14 protein-coding genes and 2 tRNA genes are annotated in these 17,317 nt (G+C 57.5%); 10 read left to right on the forward strand and 6 right to left on the reverse strand.

Translation table 11 applies throughout. The features are described from left to right. Positions 1 to 3 precede the first annotated feature (3 nt). Positions 4 to 792, forward strand: a complete 789-nt coding sequence (locus RS584_RS13530; RefSeq protein ID WP_315748039.1) for a substrate-binding domain-containing protein — start codon at positions 4 to 6, stop codon at positions 790 to 792. Here the strand turns inward: RS584_RS13530 and RS584_RS13535 are convergent. Continuing rightward, a complete protein-coding gene (locus tag RS584_RS13535) occupies positions 764 to 1,666 on the reverse strand; it encodes a LysR family transcriptional regulator (RefSeq protein ID WP_003859540.1) in 903 nt (300 codons plus the stop codon). The genes RS584_RS13530 and RS584_RS13535 overlap by 29 nt on opposite strands. A 266-nt stretch (positions 1,667 to 1,932) precedes the next feature. On the opposite strand from RS584_RS13535, the gene mtfA reads away from it, so the two are divergent. After that, positions 1,933 to 2,730: a DgsA anti-repressor MtfA gene (gene mtfA / locus RS584_RS13540; protein ID WP_003859539.1), complete on the forward strand. Its 798-nt coding sequence runs from the start codon at positions 1,933 to 1,935 to the stop codon at positions 2,728 to 2,730. Here mtfA and RS584_RS13545 read toward each other — a convergent pair. Further along, positions 2,727 to 3,935, reverse strand: a complete 1,209-nt coding sequence (locus RS584_RS13545; protein ID WP_315748040.1) for an MFS transporter — start codon at positions 3,933 to 3,935, stop codon at positions 2,727 to 2,729. The genes mtfA and RS584_RS13545 overlap by 4 nt on opposite strands. Positions 3,936 to 4,073: 138 nt before the next feature. On the opposite strand from RS584_RS13545, the gene RS584_RS13550 reads away from it, so the two are divergent. From RS584_RS13550 to RS584_RS13575, 6 genes are all read left to right on the forward strand, one after another. Further along, positions 4,074 to 5,816 carry an IucA/IucC family protein gene (locus tag RS584_RS13550; protein ID WP_315748041.1) on the forward strand — a complete coding sequence of 581 codons (1,743 nt, stop codon included), beginning with the start codon at positions 4,074 to 4,076 and terminating at the stop codon, positions 5,814 to 5,816. Next, entirely contained in the window at positions 5,816 to 6,763 is a 948-nt protein-coding gene (locus RS584_RS13555) for a GNAT family N-acetyltransferase (protein WP_315748042.1), read from the forward strand. The genes RS584_RS13550 and RS584_RS13555 overlap by 1 nt, the downstream gene beginning before the upstream one ends. Beyond that, positions 6,760 to 8,502 (forward strand): IucA/IucC family protein, encoded by a 1,743-nt coding sequence (gene iucC, locus RS584_RS13560; protein WP_047063113.1) that lies wholly within the window; start codon positions 6,760 to 6,762, stop codon positions 8,500 to 8,502. Before RS584_RS13555 ends, iucC begins: the two co-directional genes overlap by 4 nt. Beyond that, on the forward strand, positions 8,499 to 9,824 hold the full coding sequence (locus RS584_RS13565; RefSeq protein WP_017383315.1) for a lysine N(6)-hydroxylase/L-ornithine N(5)-oxygenase family protein: 1,326 nt from the start codon (positions 8,499 to 8,501) through the stop codon (positions 9,822 to 9,824). Before iucC ends, RS584_RS13565 begins: the two co-directional genes overlap by 4 nt. 26 nt (positions 9,825 to 9,850) lie before the next feature. After that, the gene (locus tag RS584_RS13570; protein WP_023303946.1) at positions 9,851 to 12,040 is read left to right on the forward strand and encodes a TonB-dependent siderophore receptor; all 2,190 of its coding nucleotides are present in this window, start codon (positions 9,851 to 9,853) and stop codon (positions 12,038 to 12,040) included. Between the two features lie 163 nt (positions 12,041 to 12,203). Continuing rightward, positions 12,204 to 12,279 (forward strand) — tRNA-Asn (locus RS584_RS13575). Positions 12,280 to 12,324: 45 nt separating this feature from the next. Here the strand turns inward: RS584_RS13575 and RS584_RS13580 are convergent. The 4 genes from RS584_RS13580 to nac all read right to left on the reverse strand — a co-directional run bounded on the left by RS584_RS13580 (position 12,325) and on the right by nac (position 15,140). Next, on the reverse strand, positions 12,325 to 12,627 hold the full coding sequence (locus RS584_RS13580; RefSeq protein ID WP_017383313.1) for a helix-turn-helix domain-containing protein: 303 nt from the start codon (positions 12,625 to 12,627) through the stop codon (positions 12,325 to 12,327). 4 nt (positions 12,628 to 12,631) lie between these two features. Beyond that, complete coding sequence (locus RS584_RS13585; protein WP_193042600.1) at positions 12,632 to 12,985, reverse strand: type II toxin-antitoxin system RelE/ParE family toxin; 354 nt, start codon at positions 12,983 to 12,985, stop codon at positions 12,632 to 12,634. A 190-nt stretch (positions 12,986 to 13,175) separates the two neighbouring features. Next, positions 13,176 to 14,126, reverse strand: a complete 951-nt coding sequence (gene cbl, locus RS584_RS13590) for an HTH-type transcriptional regulator Cbl (protein ID WP_017383311.1) — start codon at positions 14,124 to 14,126, stop codon at positions 13,176 to 13,178. Between the two features lie 96 nt (positions 14,127 to 14,222). Beyond that, entirely contained in the window at positions 14,223 to 15,140 is a 918-nt protein-coding gene (gene nac, locus RS584_RS13595; RefSeq protein WP_003859531.1) for a nitrogen assimilation transcriptional regulator NAC, read from the reverse strand. 320 nt (positions 15,141 to 15,460) lie between these two features. Between nac and RS584_RS13600 the strand changes: the two genes are divergently transcribed. Beyond that, positions 15,461 to 15,536, forward strand: a tRNA-Asn gene (locus RS584_RS13600). A 161-nt stretch (positions 15,537 to 15,697) separates the two neighbouring features. Beyond that, a complete protein-coding gene (locus tag RS584_RS13605) occupies positions 15,698 to 16,948 on the forward strand; it encodes a tyrosine-type recombinase/integrase (RefSeq protein ID WP_044173424.1) in 1,251 nt (416 codons plus the stop codon). The last annotated feature ends 369 nt before the right edge of the window (positions 16,949 to 17,317 follow it).

Consider the following 17,317-nt stretch of genomic DNA (forward strand, 5'->3'; position numbering starts at 1 on the left):
CTCATGCTTACATTCAGAATGGTGATTGCCGCCCTGACCTTCGCCGCCCTCAGCGCGGGCGCGCTTGCGCAGGATGTGACGGTGATGATTTCTGGCGGCTTCAAAGCGGCGCTGGAGAAGCTGACGCCGCAGTACGAAGCGCAAAGCGGCGACAGGCTCATTGTGATCTCCGGCCCGTCGATGGGCAAAACGCCGCAGGCCATTCCGGCCCGGCTCGCCCGGGGCGAAAAAGCGGACGTGGTGATTATGGTGGGCGATGCGCTGGCGAAACTGGAACAGGATCGCAGGACGGCGGCGGGCTCCCGCGTGGAGCTGGCGGATTCGCCCGTCGGGATGGTCGTCAAAGCGGGCGCGCCGGTGCCGGATATCAGTACGGTGCCTGCCCTGCGGCAAACGCTGCTGAAGGCGCATTCCATAGCTTATTCCGACAGCGCCAGCGGCCGGTATGTAGAGAGTCAGCTGTTCCGTAAGCTGGGCATCGACGGCCAGGTTCACGATAAAGCGCACCGGGTTGAGCGCATCCCGGTGGCGTCTGAAGTGGCAAAAGGGAAATACGATCTCGGCTTTCAGCAGGTGAGCGAGCTTCTGCCGGTCCCGGGGGTGATGTTTGTGGGTAAGTTGCCTGACGACATGCAGTACATTACCCGTTTCGCCGGAGCCGTAACGCAGAAGGCTGACCATCCCGAACAGGGAAAAGCGCTGCTGGCCTTTCTCTCTTCGCCACAGGCCGCCAGCGTCATTACGGCAACGGGCTTAACGCCCGTCAGTGCACCTCGCGATACTGCTCGGTAATCAGCGTTTCGAGTTCGGCAGCAATATAGGACTGGATCCGCCCGCGGCGGCGGATCAGCCCCACGGTTCGCCTGACTTCAGGCTCGGTTAAAGGTACCGACGTCAGCAGCGAATGCTCTGCGCGGGGCATTGACATGGCGGGAACGGCCGCAATGCCGATCCCGGCTTCAACCATCCCCAGCATGGTCGTCACGTGCCGCGTTTCGCAGATGCTGGGGCGTTCAGGCCGAATATGCCCGACCCGCTGGTCGAGAAGATTGCGGTTGCCGGAGGTCTTATCCAGACCGATATAATCCTGCTGATAAAAAGCCTGCCACGTCAGGCTTTTTCTTTTTGCAAGCGGGCTGTCGCGCCGGCAGGCAGCCACGTAGACATCCTCCACCAGCGGGACAAACTCGATGTCGGGCTGCAAACTCCGGGCAAAGCAGATACCAAAATCCGCCTGTCCGCGGGTGACGGCCTCGATAACATTTCCGGCGCTGCTGTCGATCAGTTTTATGCGCACGCGGGGGTAACGGGACTGAAAGCGGCGGATAACATCCGGCATAAAGTAACAGGCGGCGGACGGCACCGTCGCCACGGTGATTAGCCCCGTACGCTCCTCGCTGGCCTTATCGATATCCGAAAGCATGGACTCCACATCAGCAAGCAGCTGTCCGCATCGGTCGGCAAAGGTCTGTCCATACAGGGTCAGCGTGACGCGCCGGGTGGTTCTGTCGAACAGTTTTGTCCCCAGTGCCGCCTCCAGCTTTTCAATTCTGCGACTCAACGCCGACTGGGAAAGGCAGATAGACTCCGCCGCAAGACGGAAATTGCCATATTCCAGTAAAGCGCGGAAGGCATAGAGATCGTTGAGGTCAAAATTGACGGGCATACTGACGGGATCCTTAAGCACGGTAGGGTAAGAAGAGATTTATCATAGTCGCGCACGACATACTTCACAAAATGAAGGGGATACCCCTAAAGCGCTATCAACCTGACGGCACATAGTGATAGTTTATGCGGGCTGGATTCCTCTTAAACAGGCTGCCAGTCTGCATGCAGCCGAAGAGGAGTGTCATACTGCTTAACAGAGTATGTTGGCATGCTAACAGCCCCTGACCTTTCCATTTTGTTCACGTGCGAGTAACGAGCAAAGCGATGATTAAGTGGCCCTGGAAAACGAACGACGCTGGTCGAAATATGGCGCTGCCCTGGGATGAGGCTCTGGCGATCCCCGTGCTGGCGAATCTCTTGCCTGAAGAGCAATCAAAGCTGATTCAGCTGGCCGAGCGTTTTTTACAGCAAAAACGGCTGGTACCGCTACAGGGCTTCGAACTGGATCCGCTTAAAAATTCCCGCATCGCCCTGCTCTTCTGCTTGCCGGTGCTGGAGCTGGGTATCGAATGGCTGGATGGATTCCACGAAGTGCTGATCTACCCGGCGCCGTTTATCGTCGATGATGAGTGGGAGGATGACATCGGGCTGGTGCACAACCAGCGTATGGTGCAGTCCGGGCAAAGCTGGCAGCAAGGGCCAATCATCCTCAACTGGCTGGATATTCAGGACTCGTTCGATGCCTCGGGCTTCAACCTGATCATTCACGAAGTGGCGCATAAGCTGGATACCCGCAACGGCGATCGCGCCAGCGGCGTGCCGCTGATCCCGCTGCGTGAAGTCGCGGGATGGGAGCACGACCTGCACGCGGCGATGGAAAACATTCAGGATGAGATAGACCTGGTGGGTGAAAGCGCGGCCAGCATTGATGCCTATGCCGCGACCGATCCCGCCGAGTGCTTTGCAGTGCTGTCCGAGTATTTCTTTAGCGCACCTGAGCTTTTTGCCCCGCGCTTCCCGGCGCTGTGGCAGCGTTTTTGCCAGTTTTATCAGCAGGATCCGCTCCAGCGTCTACGGCAAAGTGAGGACGCAGCCAGCACATCCTCTCATCCGTTCCACTAATGTTCAGCAGAGGTACGATCGGTCGATCGTACCCACACGCTCACCGCGAGAAACAGCAGCGCCATTCCCCATGCGGCAGTAATCAAAAACTGCTCACCGTAAAAGCGCGTCACCACGGGTACCAGCAGCGCGCTGGCCCCGTACCCCAGCGTATGGCTGGTGGCGATCACCCCTGCGCCTTTGCCCGTCGTCAGCCGATCGTTGAGCAAAAGCTGGTATCCCGGCGTTGCCATGGCGGCCCCCAGCGAAGTGATGACAATTCCCACGTAGAACAGGGCTAAACTGGCGAGACACATCAGCCCAAGACCCGCCACCATCAAGACCGCGGCAATTAAGAGTAAAACTCTCGGGGTAAAATGCTGCGGGCGTACCACCAGAAACTGCGCCGCCAGGGTCGCCAGCGCGGCCAGGCTCAGCAGCAGCGCGACATGATGGCTGATTTGCACGGCATCGGCATTAAATAACGGGTAAAGATGCGGCGATAAACCAAGCTGCATCAGGCTGACCAGCGCCGCCAGCAGCAGTGCCAGCACCAGGAAAGGCAGCATGGAGGCCTGTAACCGCGTCGACTGGTGCGCCACCGGCGGCAGCGGGGGATCGGCGGCTTCGCGCAGCACCAGCAGAAGCGCGATAAACGGTGCCAGCGCCATCAGCCAGAGCGGTGCGACCGGGCTGACGCTGAGCATCAGCGCGGCCAGGGGCGGTCCCAGCAGACGCCCGCAGCTCAGGCCAGAGCTTATCGTCGCCAGCGCCGCCATCCTTTTATCCAGCCCCGCGCGTTGAATGGCCCACGTCTGGGCCGCAGGCACCAGCCCTGATACCGTCAGGCCGTACAGCATGCGCGACAGCACCAGGCCTGCCATTCCCCAGAAAGCATTCAGCGCGCCGTTCGCCATCGCCCAGACCACCAGCGCCATCACGACAAAGCTCGCCAGATAGCCGCCCAGCGAGGCCAGCATAACGATCTTACAACCGTGCCGCTCGCTCTGGCGTCCCCACCAGGGCGATGCGGGTAAAAAGAGCATCGAGCCGAACATCAGCAGCCCGGCCCAGACGGAGAGCGACAGTCCGGTCAGGGAGACCAGCTGCGGCAGCATAACCAGCAAACCGTTTTGCCCAATACCTAATAAACCGGCACCCAGTGCCAGGGGCCAGTTAGCTTTAGGGGTCACAACGTCAGTGAGATTCTCAGTACGGGTGCGCATAAAATTGTGAAGATAATGTCAATAAATGTGTGGAAATTATGAAGTTTATGAAAACAAATATTGCAAAAATAGTTGCCACTGTAAACAGAATGAATATCATAACGAGAATTATTATCAGTCATGGAATGAGGTACAACTATGCGTACTCTGCCCCGCTCCGCCGGTACAGATGTTGCGGCCCAGTGTTTTTTGAACGCGCTGCTGCGCGAAACGAAGGACTGGCATTATCTTCCCGCAACCCGTGCGGATGAGTTATCACAGATTCATATCCCGCTCTCACCAACCCAGGCCATTCGGGTTCCGGTACGCTATTTCTCCCCCACGCAGCATCACCAGTATCGTTTTCCGGCAACGCTGATTCAGGCCGACAGCGACGGCGGTGACACGGTCACATTTCATCAACTGATTGATTTTATTATTCAAAAAGAGACGGTAAAAGGCGAGCTGGATGCCGATACGCTGGCTCGCTTTAAGCAGCGCGTCCTGGAAAGCCATACGCACACCTGGCAGGCCATTGATTTACGCCACAACTGGGCAAACCTGCGCGATAAGCCGCTGACGTTTGCCGAAGCGGAACAGGCGCTGCTGGTCGGCCATGCTTTTCATCCTGCCCCAAAGTCGCACGAGCCGTTTAACGAGGCCGAGGCGCGTCGCTATCTGCCGGATTTCGCCTCCCGCTTCCCGCTGCGCTGGTTTGCGGTTGAGCATGAGCTGATTACCGGCGACAGCCTGAATGTCTCCCTGCGGGAACGTCTGCTGCGCTTTGCAGCGCAGAGCGCGCCGGCCCTTCTCGGTCACTTCACCGACACCTGCTGGCTGCTGCCGATGCACCCGTGGCAGGCCGACTATCTGCTGGAGCAGGACTGGTGCCAGCGTCTGGTAGAAAAAGGCGCCCTGCGCGATCTGGGCGAAGCCGGTGCGCAATGGCTGCCCACCAGCTCTTCCCGCTCGCTGTACAGCGAAACCAACAGCGACATGATTAAGTTTTCCCTGAGCGTGCGGCTGACCAACTCCGTGCGCACGCTGTCGGTGAAAGAGGTTAAGCGCGGCATGCGCCTGGCGCGGCTGGCGAAAACGGCACGCTGGCAGGAACTTCAGGCGCGCTACCCGACCATGCGCGTGATGCAGGAGGACGGCTGGGCGGGGCTGTGCGATGAGCACGGCGTCGTTCAGGAAGAGAGCCTGATGGCCCTGCGCGTCAACCTGCTGTTCGATACTCCTGAAACGCAAACCAACGTGCTGGTGAGCCTGACCCAGGCCGCGCCGGACGGCGGCGACAGCCTGCTCGCCGCGGCGGTGCGTCGTCTGAGCCAGCGTCTGGATCTCCCGCTCGCCCAGGCCGCGCGCTGCTGGCTGGACGCCTACTGCGACCGGGTATTGCTTCCGCTGTTCAGCGCCGAGGCGGACTACGGTCTGGTCCTGCTGGCGCACCAGCAAAATATCCTCGTTGAGATGCAGCAGGATTTCCCCGTCGGGCTTATCTACCGCGACTGCCAGGGCAGCGCCTGGACCGAAGAGGCCGACGCGTGGCTGAAAGAGTCGGGCGAAACCGAGGTGGAAAACCGCTTCGGTGAGAGCCAGCTGCTGCGCTACTTCCCTTATTACCTGCTGCTGAACTCTACCCTTGCCGTCACCGCCGCGCTCGCCGCCGCCGGCTTCGACAGCGAAGAGAACCTGATGTCCCGCGTGCGTGACGCGCTGGCGGAACTGCGCACGACGGCGAAGCAGACCCGCTGCCTCGATTACGTGCTCGACAGCCCGACCTGGAACTGCAAAGGCAACTTTTTCTGCTATCTGCACGATCGCAACGAAAACACCATCGTCGATCCGGCGGTGATCTATTTCGACTTTAGCAACCCGTTTTATAAGGAGAAGGCGTGATGGCAAACGCGAATATCGTCCATTCCGGCTACGGCTTTCGCTGCACGGCCACGGAACAAAACCTGCCGCTGACGCTGGGTCTCGACGGCAGCGCGGTGCTGGAGCGGCTGACCGGGCTCCCGGACGGCTGGCTGGTGGACGCCCTCGACCAGCTGTTTGTTGCCGCGCCCGCCCTGACCGGCATTACCCTGCCGTGGGCAGCCTGGCAGGATGAACCTCAGGCGCAGGCGCTGTTTAGCCTCGTTCACGGGGATTATCTGGCGCGTGAAATTTTCTGGCAGCTGCCGCTGTGGCTGAAAGGCGAACGTCCGCAGGCGAGCGGCGGAATGCAGTTTGACGAAAGCCGTCAGCTGTACGTCCCGCTGCGCCCTCACCGCCCGCAGAGCGAGGTGTACCGCCGTTACGATCCGCAGATTAAGCGCACCCTGAGCTTCCGCGTGGCGGACGTGGCGCTGGACGGCGAGCGCTTTACCCGCTGGATGAATAACCCGCGCGTAAATGCCTTCTGGGAGATGGCGGGACCGCAGGCCGAGCAGGAAAACTACCTGCGCCGCCAGCTTGATTCGACGTACTGCTACCCGGTTATCGGCTGCTTCGATGACCAGCCGTTCGGCTATTTTGAACTCTACTGGGCGGCAGAAGATCGCATTGGCCGCCACTACCGCTGGCAGCCCTTTGACCGCGGGCTGCACATGCTGGTGGGTGAAGAAAACTGGCGCGGCGCGCAATACATCCGCAGCTGGCTGCGCGGCCTGAGCCACTATCTGTATCTCGATGAACCGCGCACCACGCGCATTGTCGCCGAGCCGCGCTTCGACAACCAGCGTCTGTTCCGCCATCTGGCGTCCGCCGGTTTCGACACGGTGAAAGAGTTCGACTTCCCGCACAAACGCTCCCGTCTGATCATGAGCGAGCGTCACCGCTTCTTCCACGAGGTGGAACTGTGAACGCACTCTGGCAGAAAGTGAACCGCGAGATGGTGGCGAAGATCCTCGCCGAACTGGAATATGAACGCACCCTGCGCGCCGAGCCGGTTTCGGCGGACAACTGGCGCATCAGTATGGGCAACGCGTGCTGGCAGTTTCGCGCCACGCGTGGGATATGGGGCTGGCTGCATATTGACCCTGATACCCTGACCACCACCAGCGGCGCGGCGGTCGAAGCGGAAAACGCGCTGCTGCAACTGGCCACCGTGCTGGAGATGAGCGACGCGCAAACGGCGGAGCACATGGAAGATCTCTACGCCACGCTGCGGGGTGACATGCAGCTGTTGCAGGCGCGTGAAACGCTGGATGCCGATGCGCTGATCCACCTCGACCCGGACGAACTACAGTGCCTGATGCGCGGTCACCCGAAGTTTATTTTCAACAAGGGACGCCGCGGCTGGGGGCTGGATGCCCTGCGCCTGTACGCGCCGGAATATCGCGGGCGTTTCCGCCTGCACTGGGTCGCCGTGCAGCGCGAGCGTCTGGTCTGGAGCAGCGACGCCGATTGCGATATTAACGCCCTGCTCTCCAGCGCCATGGACGATGCCGAGCGCGAGCGGTTCGACGCCCGCTGGCAGGAGCTGGATCTGGACGACAGCTGGCTGCCGGTGCCGCTGCACCCGTGGCAGTGGCAGCAAAAAATTGCCATTCATTTCCTGGCGCAGCTCGCGCGCGGTGAGATGGTAGAGCTGGGTGAGTTCGGCGATGAGTATCTGGCGCAGCAGTCCCTGCGCACGCTGACCAACGCCAGCCGTCGCGCGCCGTATGACATCAAGCTGCCGCTGACTATCTACAACACCTCCTGCTATCGCGGTATTCCGGGCAAGTATATCGCCGCCGGTCCGCTGGCCTCGCGCTGGCTACAGCAGCAGTTCGCCAGCGATGCCACGCTGATTCACTCCGGGGCGCAGGTGCTTGGCGAACCCGCAGCCGGATATCTGTCGCATCCGGGTTATGCCGCATTGCCTGAGGCGCCGTACCGCTATCAGGAGATGCTGGGGGTGATCTGGCGCGAGAACCCATCCTGCTATTTACAGGATGGCGAACAGGCGGTGCTGATGGCGGCGCTGATGGAAACCGATAACCAGGGGCGCCCGCTGATTGACGCGTGGATCAAACGCTCGGGGTTAACCGCTGACGCATGGCTGGAAAAGCTGTTTGAGGCGACGGTGATCCCCTTCTACCACCTGCTCTGTCGCTACGGGGTGGCGCTCATCGCCCACGGCCAGAACGTCACGCTGGTGATGAAAGATTACGTTCCGCAGCGCATTTTGCTGAAGGATTTCCAGGGCGACATGCGCCTGGTGGATGAAGATTTCCCGCAGGCGCAGAGCCTGCCGGAGCAGGTAAAAGCGGTGACGGCGCGCCTCAGCGCGGATTACATCATCCACGACCTGCAAACCGGCAACTTTGTCACGGTGCTGCGCTTTATATCCCGCCTCACCCTGCAATGCGGCGTGAGCGAAACCCGCTTCTATCAGATCCTGGCGCTGGTGTTACGTCGCTATATGGCCGCCCATCCGGATCTTGCGGCGCGCTTCGCCAAATTCGACCTGTTTAAGCCGCAGATTATTCGCGTGATCCTCAACCCGGTCAAACTGACCTTCTCTGAACACGACGGCGGCAGTCGCATGCTGCCGAACTACGTCTGCGATCTTGATAACCCTCTTTTTCTGGTCTCCCAGGAGTCAGCGCAATGAAAACCTATGATTTCATCGGCATTGGTATCGGTCCGTTCAACCTCAGTATTGCCGCGCTGGCAGAGGGGCTGGACGGTTTTAGCTCGCTGTTTCTTGAACGCAAGCCGCACTTCTCCTGGCACCCGGGGATGATGGTGCCGGACTGCCATATGCAGACCAGCTTCCTGAAGGATCTGGTCAGCGCCGTGGAGCCTACCAACCGCCACAGCTTCCTGAACTATCTGGTACAGCGCAAAAAGTTCTACCGTTTCCTCACCACCGAGCAGCGCACCGTGTCGCGCGAGGAGTTTGCCGACTACCTGTGCTGGGCGGCGGATAACCTCACTAACCTGGCCTTCAGCCAGCAGGTACAGCAGGTCAGCTTTGATGAGCAAAACGGCCTGTTTGAGGTCGTGACCCAGCGGGATCGCTTCCTGGCGCGCCACGTCTGCGTGGGGATTGGGAAGCAGATCAATCTCCCAGACTGCGTCACCGCGCAGGACGACACCTGCTTCCACGCCAGCGAAATGATGCTGCGCACGCCGGATTTAGCGGGCAAGCGCGTCACTGTCGTCGGCGGCGGCCAGAGCGGTGCGGATCTGTTTTTAAATATCTTCCGTGGGGAGTGGGGGCAGCCGCTGAGCCTCAACTGGGTGTCGCGCCGCAACAACTACAACGCGCTGGATGAAGCCGCGTTTGCCAATGAGTATTTCACGCCGGAGTACGTGGACAGCTTCTCGACCCTTGGTGACGACGCCCGACGTCAGATGTTGCAGGAGCAGAAGATGACCTCCGACGGGATCACCACGGAGTCGCTGCTGGCCATCTATCGCGCCATGTATCACCGCTTCGAAGTGCTGCGCGAAAAACCCTGGGCGCATCTGATGCCGTCCCGCTCGGTGACGGCGCTGACGCGCCAGGAAACCGGACATCGCCTCAGCATCCAGCATCACCTGGACGGCGGGCGCGAACAGCTGGAGAGCGACGTGGTGATTTTCGCCACCGGCTACCGCGCCGTGCAGCCCGCGTTTCTCGCCCCGCTCTCTTCCCGACTGCGTCTGGATGAGAATGAAGCCTTCTGCATCAACAACGATTTCACCCTTGAATGGGACGGCCCGCAGAGCAACCGCCTGTTTGCCGTCAATGCCGGGATGCACCGTCTCGGTATTGCCGAACCCCAGCTCAGCCTGATGGCCTGGCGCGCGGCGCGAATTTTGAATCGCGCTCACGATGACGAGCCGTTTGAGCTGGCAACCACCCCCGGCGTGATCCACTGGCGGAGCACCACCAGCCCGGAGAGCAGCCAGGTTTTTAAATCATTAATGAAGACCACCGAGTACTGACACACACATTCAGGATCAACATAACAATGAAACGTTCTCATCTTTGGGTTTTAAATCCGTGCTTGCTTGCCATGCTTTCTACCTCTGCGTGGGCGGAAGAACAAAAGGAAGAAGATATTGTGGTCTCCGCCAGCCGGGCACATCGCAGCGTGGCAGAGATGGCGCAAACCACCTGGGTTATTGAGCGGGCGGAAATTGAGCAGCAGGTTCAGGGCGGGAAAGAGATTAAAGACGTGCTGGCCCAGCTGATCCCCGGCATGGACGTCAGCAGCCAGGGACGTACCAACTACGGCATGAACCTGCGCGGTCGCTCCATGATGGTGATGGTGGACGGCGTACGTCTGAACTCTTCCCGCAGCGACAGCCGCCAGCTCGACTCTATCGATCCGTTCAACATTGACCGTATCGAAGTCATTTCCGGCGCCACCTCGCTGTACGGCGGCGGCAGTACCGGCGGTCTGGTGAACATCGTCACCAAAAAAGGCCAGCCGGAGACCGAAGTGGAGTTCCAGACCGGGGCAAAAAGCGGGTTTAACAGCCATAACGACCATGATGAGAACGTCTCCGCAGCCGTGAGCGGCGGCAATGACAACGCCTCTGGCCGTCTGTCGGTCTCCTATCAGCGCTACGGCGGCTGGTATGACGGCAACGGCGACGAGGTGATTATCGATAACACCCAGACCGGCTTGCAGTATTCCGACCGTATCGACGTGATGGGGACAGGCACCATCAACATCGACGATCATCAGCAGCTCCAGTTAACCACGCAGTACTACAAGAGCGAATCCGACGGCAAGCACGGCCTGTTCCTTGGGGAGAATTTCGCTGCGGTCACGGGCGATGCCAAAGCCTATAATAAAGATAACCTGAACTCTGACCGTATCCCGGGCACAGAGCGTCACCTGATCAACCTGCAATACTCGAACACCGATTTCTGGGGTCAGGATCTGGTTGCGCAGATTTACTACCGTGACGAGAGCCTGACCTACTACCCGTTCCCGACGCTGAGCAAAGGCGCGGTGACCAGCATTGGCGCGTCCCAGCAGAAAACCGATTTTTACGGCGGCAAGCTGACGCTGAACAGCAAGCCGATAGACGACCTGACCCTCACCTGGGGTGTAGACGCCGATCATGAAACGTTCGATGCCAACCAGCAGTTCTTTGACTTGAGCAAAGCGGCGGCGAGCGGCGGCATGGAGCTGGACAATGCCTACAACGTGGGCCGTTATCCGGGTTACAGCATTACCAACCTCGCGCCGTTCCTGCAAGCCAGCTATGACATTGACGCCATCACCCTCAGCGGCGGCGTGCGTTACCAGTACACCGAAAACAAGGTGGACGATTTTGTCGGCTACGCCCAGCAGCAGGCAATCGCCACGGGCAAAGCGACCTCCGCTGACGCGGTGCCGGGCGGGAAAACCGACTACAACAACTTCCTGTTTAACGCCGGGATCCTTGGACGTCTTACCGAACAGCAGCAGCTGTGGTTTAACTTCTCCCAGGGCTTCGAGATCCCGGACCTGGCGAAGTACTACGGCTCCGGCACCTATCAGCTGGTCGATGGTCACTATCGCCTGCAAAACAGCGTCAACGTGAACGACTCAACGCTGGACGGTATTAAGGTCAATGCTTACGAGCTGGGCTGGCGCTTCACCGGCGATAACCTGCGTACCCAGGTGGCGGCCTACTACTCGCTCTCGGATAAAACCATCACCATCAACAAGAGCGACATGACCATCAACCTGGAGGACGATAAACGTCGTATCTATGGGGTTGAAGGCCAGGTGGACTATTTCTTCACCGACAGCGACTGGAGCACCGGGGCGAACTTTAACGCCATTAAGTCCGAAACGCGTGAAAACGGGAAATGGGAGAAGCTGACGGTCGACAGCGCCAGCCCGTCTAAAGCCAGCGCATGGGTTAACTGGGCGCCGGGCGACTGGGCCCTGCGCGTGCAGAGCACACAAACCTTCGACGTGTCTGACGCCGACGGTAAGAAGATTGATGGCTATAACACCGTTGATTTCCTGGGCAGCTACGCCCTGCCGGTGGGCAAAGTCAGCTTCAGCGTGGAAAACCTGCTGGACAAAGACTACACCACCGCCTGGGGCCAGCGCGCACCGGGGCTGTATAGCCCAACCTATGGCTCACCGGGTCTTTATACTTATAAAGGCCGTGGACGTACGTTTGGTCTGAACTACTCCGTTCTGTTCTGATCCTGCGCGCCGCCTGCGGGCGGCGCATTTTGCTGTGCAATTTGAAAGCAAATTTGCTATTAAATCATCGGTTTGCTGAAATTCTCGGCAAACGAACAAAAACGGTGTTTTCCCCTTTGACAAGGCGCACGCAGGTCGATAATATGCGCCTCGTTCACACGATTCCTCTGTAGTTCAGTCGGTAGAACGGCGGACTGTTAATCCGTATGTCACTGGTTCGAGTCCAGTCAGAGGAGCCAAATTTGAAAAGCCTGCTTTTAGAGCAGGCTTTTTGCTTTTGTGGGTTACAACACAAACTCGTAATGAGAACCATCGGGTAGTTCTACATCCAGCCGTAGCTTCCCTCCGGCGGCCTCAACGTAGCGTTTCAAAGAAGAAAGCTTAATATCGCGTCCTGCCTTTTCCATGACGGCGACAGTAGGTTGTTTAATACCCAACGCCCTGGCCATATCTACCTGCGTTTTTTGCACTTTTTCACGTAACTCGGCCAGATGGATATTGAGCAAAATATCCGTTGCCATTGCCTGTGCGCTGGCAACAACCTCAGGTTTTTCATCTGCAATAAGCTGCTCCAGGGTTCTGCCCATCGCGTTAATTCCTCTCTTTTAATGTGTTCAGCCAGCGAGTGTATTCCCGATCCGCAACGAGAAGCATCTCATCGTAAAATCGCCTTTCATTACCGTCCTTATTGCCCGCACACAGTACAATACCCGTACGGTTCGGATCGAAAGCGAAAAATGCCCTCAGCGGATCACCCTTACTCTGAATACGCAACTCTTTCATGTTGCTGTGGCGGGAGCCTTTCAGCGTATCGGCATACGGTCTGGACAGACCCGGTCCCCTCTCCTGCAAAACAAGTAGCGCGGCCAGTACGCTGGCTCTCTCGCTATCGTTTAATGAGGTGAACCAGTCGTCAAACCTGTCCGTAGTTTTAATCGCCCACACGGGACCTCCTTGTACAACATAGATCAAAAACTATATAGATGCAAAACTATAGTGCCGATTATGCAGACAGATTGGCTGGTATGCAGGTTAAGGATGCAAAATATGGAAGCCGTCTTCAGAAATAAAGGAGAAACAGGGTGAAGGGGGAATACAAGCCCGGAAAGCGCAGCGCACCCGGGCAAACGCGTAGTTAAATCTGATAATCAATCGCCACTTCTTCCGGCTCCATCACCTGGCGTTTGATCTCATCTACGGAGAGCCCCGCATTGCACAGCTCGATAAAACGCCACACATAGTTACGCTGAAGCTGCCCGCGCTTCAGCCCGAGCCAGACGGTGTTCGCATCGAACAGATGACGCGTATCCAGACGCACCAGATTACCAGCCTCATATTCTCCGCCAGACTGCTCGGCCACCAGGCCAATCCCCAGCCCTAACTCGACGTAGGTTTTGATCACGTCGGAATCCTGCGCGCTCAGCACCACGTCCGGCGTGAGCCCTTTACGCTTGAACGCTTCATCTATGCGCGAACGCCCGGTAATGCCCTGCCGGTAGGTGATAAGCGGCCATTTGACGATCTCTTCCAGCGTCAACGGTGAAACCTGGTTCAGCGGGTGTTCGGCGGGTAATAGCAGGCTGTGGTGCCAGCGGAACCACGGGAACGCCACCAGCAGCGGGTCATTGCTCAGCCGTTCACTGGCGATACCGATATCGGCCCCACCGTTATGCAGCAGCACTTCAATTTCCTGCGGCGTGCCCTGGATCAGTTCGAGACGTACGTCCGGGAAGATCTCACGAAATGCTTTGATAACCGTCGGAAGGCTGTAACGCGCCTGTGTATGGGTGGTGGCGATAGTCAGCACACCGGAAGCGTCGTTGGTAAAGAGATCCGCCAGCCGACGAACGTTGCTGGCCTCGTTGAGAATGCGCTCAGCGATGGTCAGCAATGCCTTGCCTGGCTCGGTCATACCCAGCAGGCGCTTGCCGCGACGGATAAAAATTTCAATGCCTAACTCCTCCTCCAGCTCGCGGATATGTCGGCTGACGCCCGACTGAGAGGTGTAAAGCATATTGGCGACTTCGGTCAGGTTGTAATCCCGCCTGGCCGCCTCACGAATAATTTTAAGTTGCTGGAAATTCACAATTCACTCCGGCGCATCTGACATAAGGCTATTGTTAGAGTCAGGCGGGCTGGAGAACAAATAATAAAAACCAGCATCTTATGCTTATTTGGAATATCAGCTGACGAGTTGCAGCTCGCGATTTTCCAGCGACGGCTTACTGACCAGAGACATCAGGATCTCTTTCACCGCCTGCGCCTGCGGTGACAGGGAGCCGCGCGCGGACATATTCAACGACAGCGGTAAGCTCATGGATGGCGTGGTGATGCGGGCCATCCAGCCGTTCGCCGCGCTGCACAGTGAACGTGCGGCAGACTCGGGCAGAACCGTTACACCCATGCCGCTGGCAATGGCGGCAGTCAGCGTGGAGATGGAATCAATCTCGCCGATAATCTTCGCCGTCAGACGGCGCAGCGAGAACGCTTCGTCAACGCGCACGCGCACGGCACTGTAGTCGCGCGGCAGGAACAGGTTCATCTCTGCCACAGCGGTTAAATCAATGCTCTGACCGGGACAATCACGGGTACCGACCAGGTAAAGATCTTCCTTCAGCAGCGGCTGGCTGGTGATCCCGGCAACCGGGGAGCGATCGTACAGCACCGCCATATCCAGCTGACCGTTGAGCAGTTTGTCATTGAGCACGGAACCACTGTTCTCATGCAGATAAACCAGCACTTCCGGTAGCTCCGCGCGCACCGCCTGAAGCAGCGGCATGGTGACAGACGATGCGGCCGTTCCCGGCGCCAGGCCAATGGAGACATGGCCGCTCAGGGTCTGACCCACATTGTGCACGGCCAGCTGCGCCTGTTCACACTGACGCAGGATCGTGCGGGCATGGGTATATAAAATTTTTCCCGCTTCGGTAGGCGTTACGCCGCGCTTGGTGCGGATCAACAGTTGCTGGTCCATTTCGCCTTCCAGAGTCGCGACCTGCTGGCTCAGCGCAGGCTGCGCGATATGCAGCACTTCAGCCGCCTGGGTCAGGCTGCCGATATCGACGATTTTTACGAAGTATTTCAGTCGTCTTAAGTTCATGTTGCCCCCTGTTCGAAAATAGCGTGCCGGTAACGGCTGTGTTGTTAAACAGGTTTTGCAATATGGATGCCAGTTTTTTGCAGCGGGTGTATGTCTCTGCTAAGCGGCTGAAAATAAGGAAAGCCAATCACTAGTGCCTGTTTTGAGACGGGGACAACGGTTTCCGATCTGCCCCATTCGGGGTATATCTGCACAATAATGGTGCATTCCGTTGGCAAAAACATCACTTTGCTGGTTTTGTCAGCAAACAGTTCAAAGTCGGCGATCCATCCTTTGACAAGGCGTACGCAGGTCGATAATATGCGCCCCGTTCACACGATTCCTCTGTAGTTCAGTCGGTAGAACGGCGGACTGTTAATCCGTATGTCACTGGTTCGAGTCCAGTCAGAGGAGCCAATTTCCTGTTTTCATGCATCCTTGCGAATCATTATATGATGTTAGTTCAACAGGTTAGCGTGAAAATTCTTCCCGGTGCATTTTGATTTTACCCTCCGCATCGGGAAAAATTGGTGGTCAAATCTGGGGTCAGGTTAGTTCGATAATGGAGTGACCCCCATATGTCCCTTACCGACGCGAAAATCCGCACTCTCAAGCCTTCTGATAAACCCTTTAAAGTCTCCGATTCCCACGGTCTGTATCTGCTGGTCAAACCGGGTGGCTCACGTCACTGGTATCTCAAGTACCGTATTAACGGTAAAGAATCCCGCATTGCGCTGGGTGCCTATCCTGCCGTCTCCCTCTCTGATGCGCGACAGCAGCGTGAAGGTGTCCGTAAAATGCTGGCGCTGAATATCAACCCGGTACAGCAGCGGGCTGCTGAACGTGGCTCACGAACACCGGATAAAGTTTTTAAAAACGTGGCGCTGGCGTGGCATAAAAGTAACCGGAAATGGTCGCAGAACACCGCTGACCGTCTGCTTGCCAGCCTGAACAATCACATCTTTCCGGTTATCGGGAACCTGCCTGTATCAGAACTTAAACCCCGTCATTTCATTGACCTGCTTAAAGGGATCGAGGAAAAAGGTCTGCTGGAAGTTGCGTCCCGCACGCGGCAGCACCTGAGTAACATAATGCGCCATGCGGTCCATCAGGGGTTAATCGATACGAACCCGGCAGCAAACCTTGGCGGCGTGACCACACCTCCTGTCAGACGGCACTATCCTGCCCTGCCACTGGAGCGACTGCCTGAACTGCTTGAACGTATTGAGGCATATCATCAGGGCCGCGAACTTACCCGGCTTGCCGTCCTGCTGATGCTGCATGTGTTCATTCGCTCCAGTGAACTGCGTTTCGCCCGCTGGTCAGAGATTGATTTCACAAACCGGGTCTGGACGATACCCGCGACGCGAGAACCCATTATTGGCGTGCGTTATTCCGGGCGCGGGGCCAAAATGCGAATGCCGCATATCGTCCCCCTCTCAGAACATGTCATCGCCATTCTGAAACAGATTAAAGATATCACCGGTAATAATGAACTGGTCTTCCCCGGCGACCATAACCCGTATAAGCCAATGTGTGAAAACACGGTCAACAAGGCATTGCGGGTTATGGGCTACGACACAAAAAAGGATATCTGTGGCCACGGCTTTCGGGCGATGGCATGCAGTGCGCTGATGGAATCGGGTTTATGGTCAAAGGACGCAGTAGAACGCCAGATGAGTCATCAGGAGCGCAATACCGTGCGCATGGCTTATATTCACAAGGCAGAACATCTGGAAGCCCGCAAGGCGATGATGCAGTGGTGGTCCGATTATCTGGATATATGCCGTGAAGCCTACGTTCCACCATATTTCCTTATCAGAAAATAAAGCATTACGCCAGATAGTTCATGAACTATCTGGCGTAACAAATCAACCCCATATCGGCGTCAATTGATATGGTTTTTTTTAGTTTAAATCCCATGACTGCGAAGGAGTAATGACTCCTGTAGGGTATTTGCTTTTGAAAAAGGCTATAGCCTCTTTGCGGATGTTCTCTACAGAACATTCCATAGTCTTAAAACAGCCGACAAAGGAAAACTCTAAGAGATGCAGATCAGGCTCCTGACGTATCGAACACGCTGCTGGTTTAGGGCGAGAAGGTACTCGGCTATTAACTTGACGTGAACATTACTGTGTTTGCTTCCCAGCCCCACTCATTCTCCCGGTAAAACCGGATTGTTATCAAGACTGATTAAA

Origin of the sequence: Enterobacter sp. DTU_2021_1002640_1_SI_PRY_ASU_LCPMC_013 (assembly GCF_032389435.1) — a bacterium.
In the GTDB taxonomy this organism is placed as follows: Bacteria; Pseudomonadota; Gammaproteobacteria; order Enterobacterales; family Enterobacteriaceae; genus Enterobacter; species Enterobacter hormaechei_C.

Excerpts from the sequence above, each read along its gene's own strand:
- RS584_RS13550 (WP_315748041.1), top strand. The coding sequence starts at position 4,074 with ATGCGTACTCTGCCCCGCTCCGCCGGTACAGATGTTGCGGCCCAGTGT.
- RS584_RS13570 (WP_023303946.1), top strand. The coding sequence starts at position 9,851 with ATGAAACGTTCTCATCTTTGGGTTTTAAATCCGTGCTTGCTTGCCATG.
- nac (WP_003859531.1), bottom strand. The coding sequence starts at position 15,140 with ATGAACTTAAGACGACTGAAATACTTCGTAAAAATCGTCGATATCGGC.
- RS584_RS13545 (WP_315748040.1), bottom strand. The coding sequence starts at position 3,935 with ATGCGCACCCGTACTGAGAATCTCACTGACGTTGTGACCCCTAAAGCT.
- mtfA (WP_003859539.1), top strand. The coding sequence starts at position 1,933 with ATGATTAAGTGGCCCTGGAAAACGAACGACGCTGGTCGAAATATGGCG.
- RS584_RS13555 (WP_315748042.1), top strand. The coding sequence starts at position 5,816 with ATGGCAAACGCGAATATCGTCCATTCCGGCTACGGCTTTCGCTGCACG.
- RS584_RS13565 (WP_017383315.1), top strand. The coding sequence starts at position 8,499 with ATGAAAACCTATGATTTCATCGGCATTGGTATCGGTCCGTTCAACCTC.
- RS584_RS13535 (WP_003859540.1), bottom strand. The coding sequence starts at position 1,666 with ATGCCCGTCAATTTTGACCTCAACGATCTCTATGCCTTCCGCGCTTTA.
- RS584_RS13580 (WP_017383313.1), bottom strand. The coding sequence starts at position 12,627 with ATGGGCAGAACCCTGGAGCAGCTTATTGCAGATGAAAAACCTGAGGTT.
- RS584_RS13605 (WP_044173424.1), top strand. The coding sequence starts at position 15,698 with ATGTCCCTTACCGACGCGAAAATCCGCACTCTCAAGCCTTCTGATAAA.
- RS584_RS13530 (WP_315748039.1), top strand. The coding sequence starts at position 4 with ATGCTTACATTCAGAATGGTGATTGCCGCCCTGACCTTCGCCGCCCTC.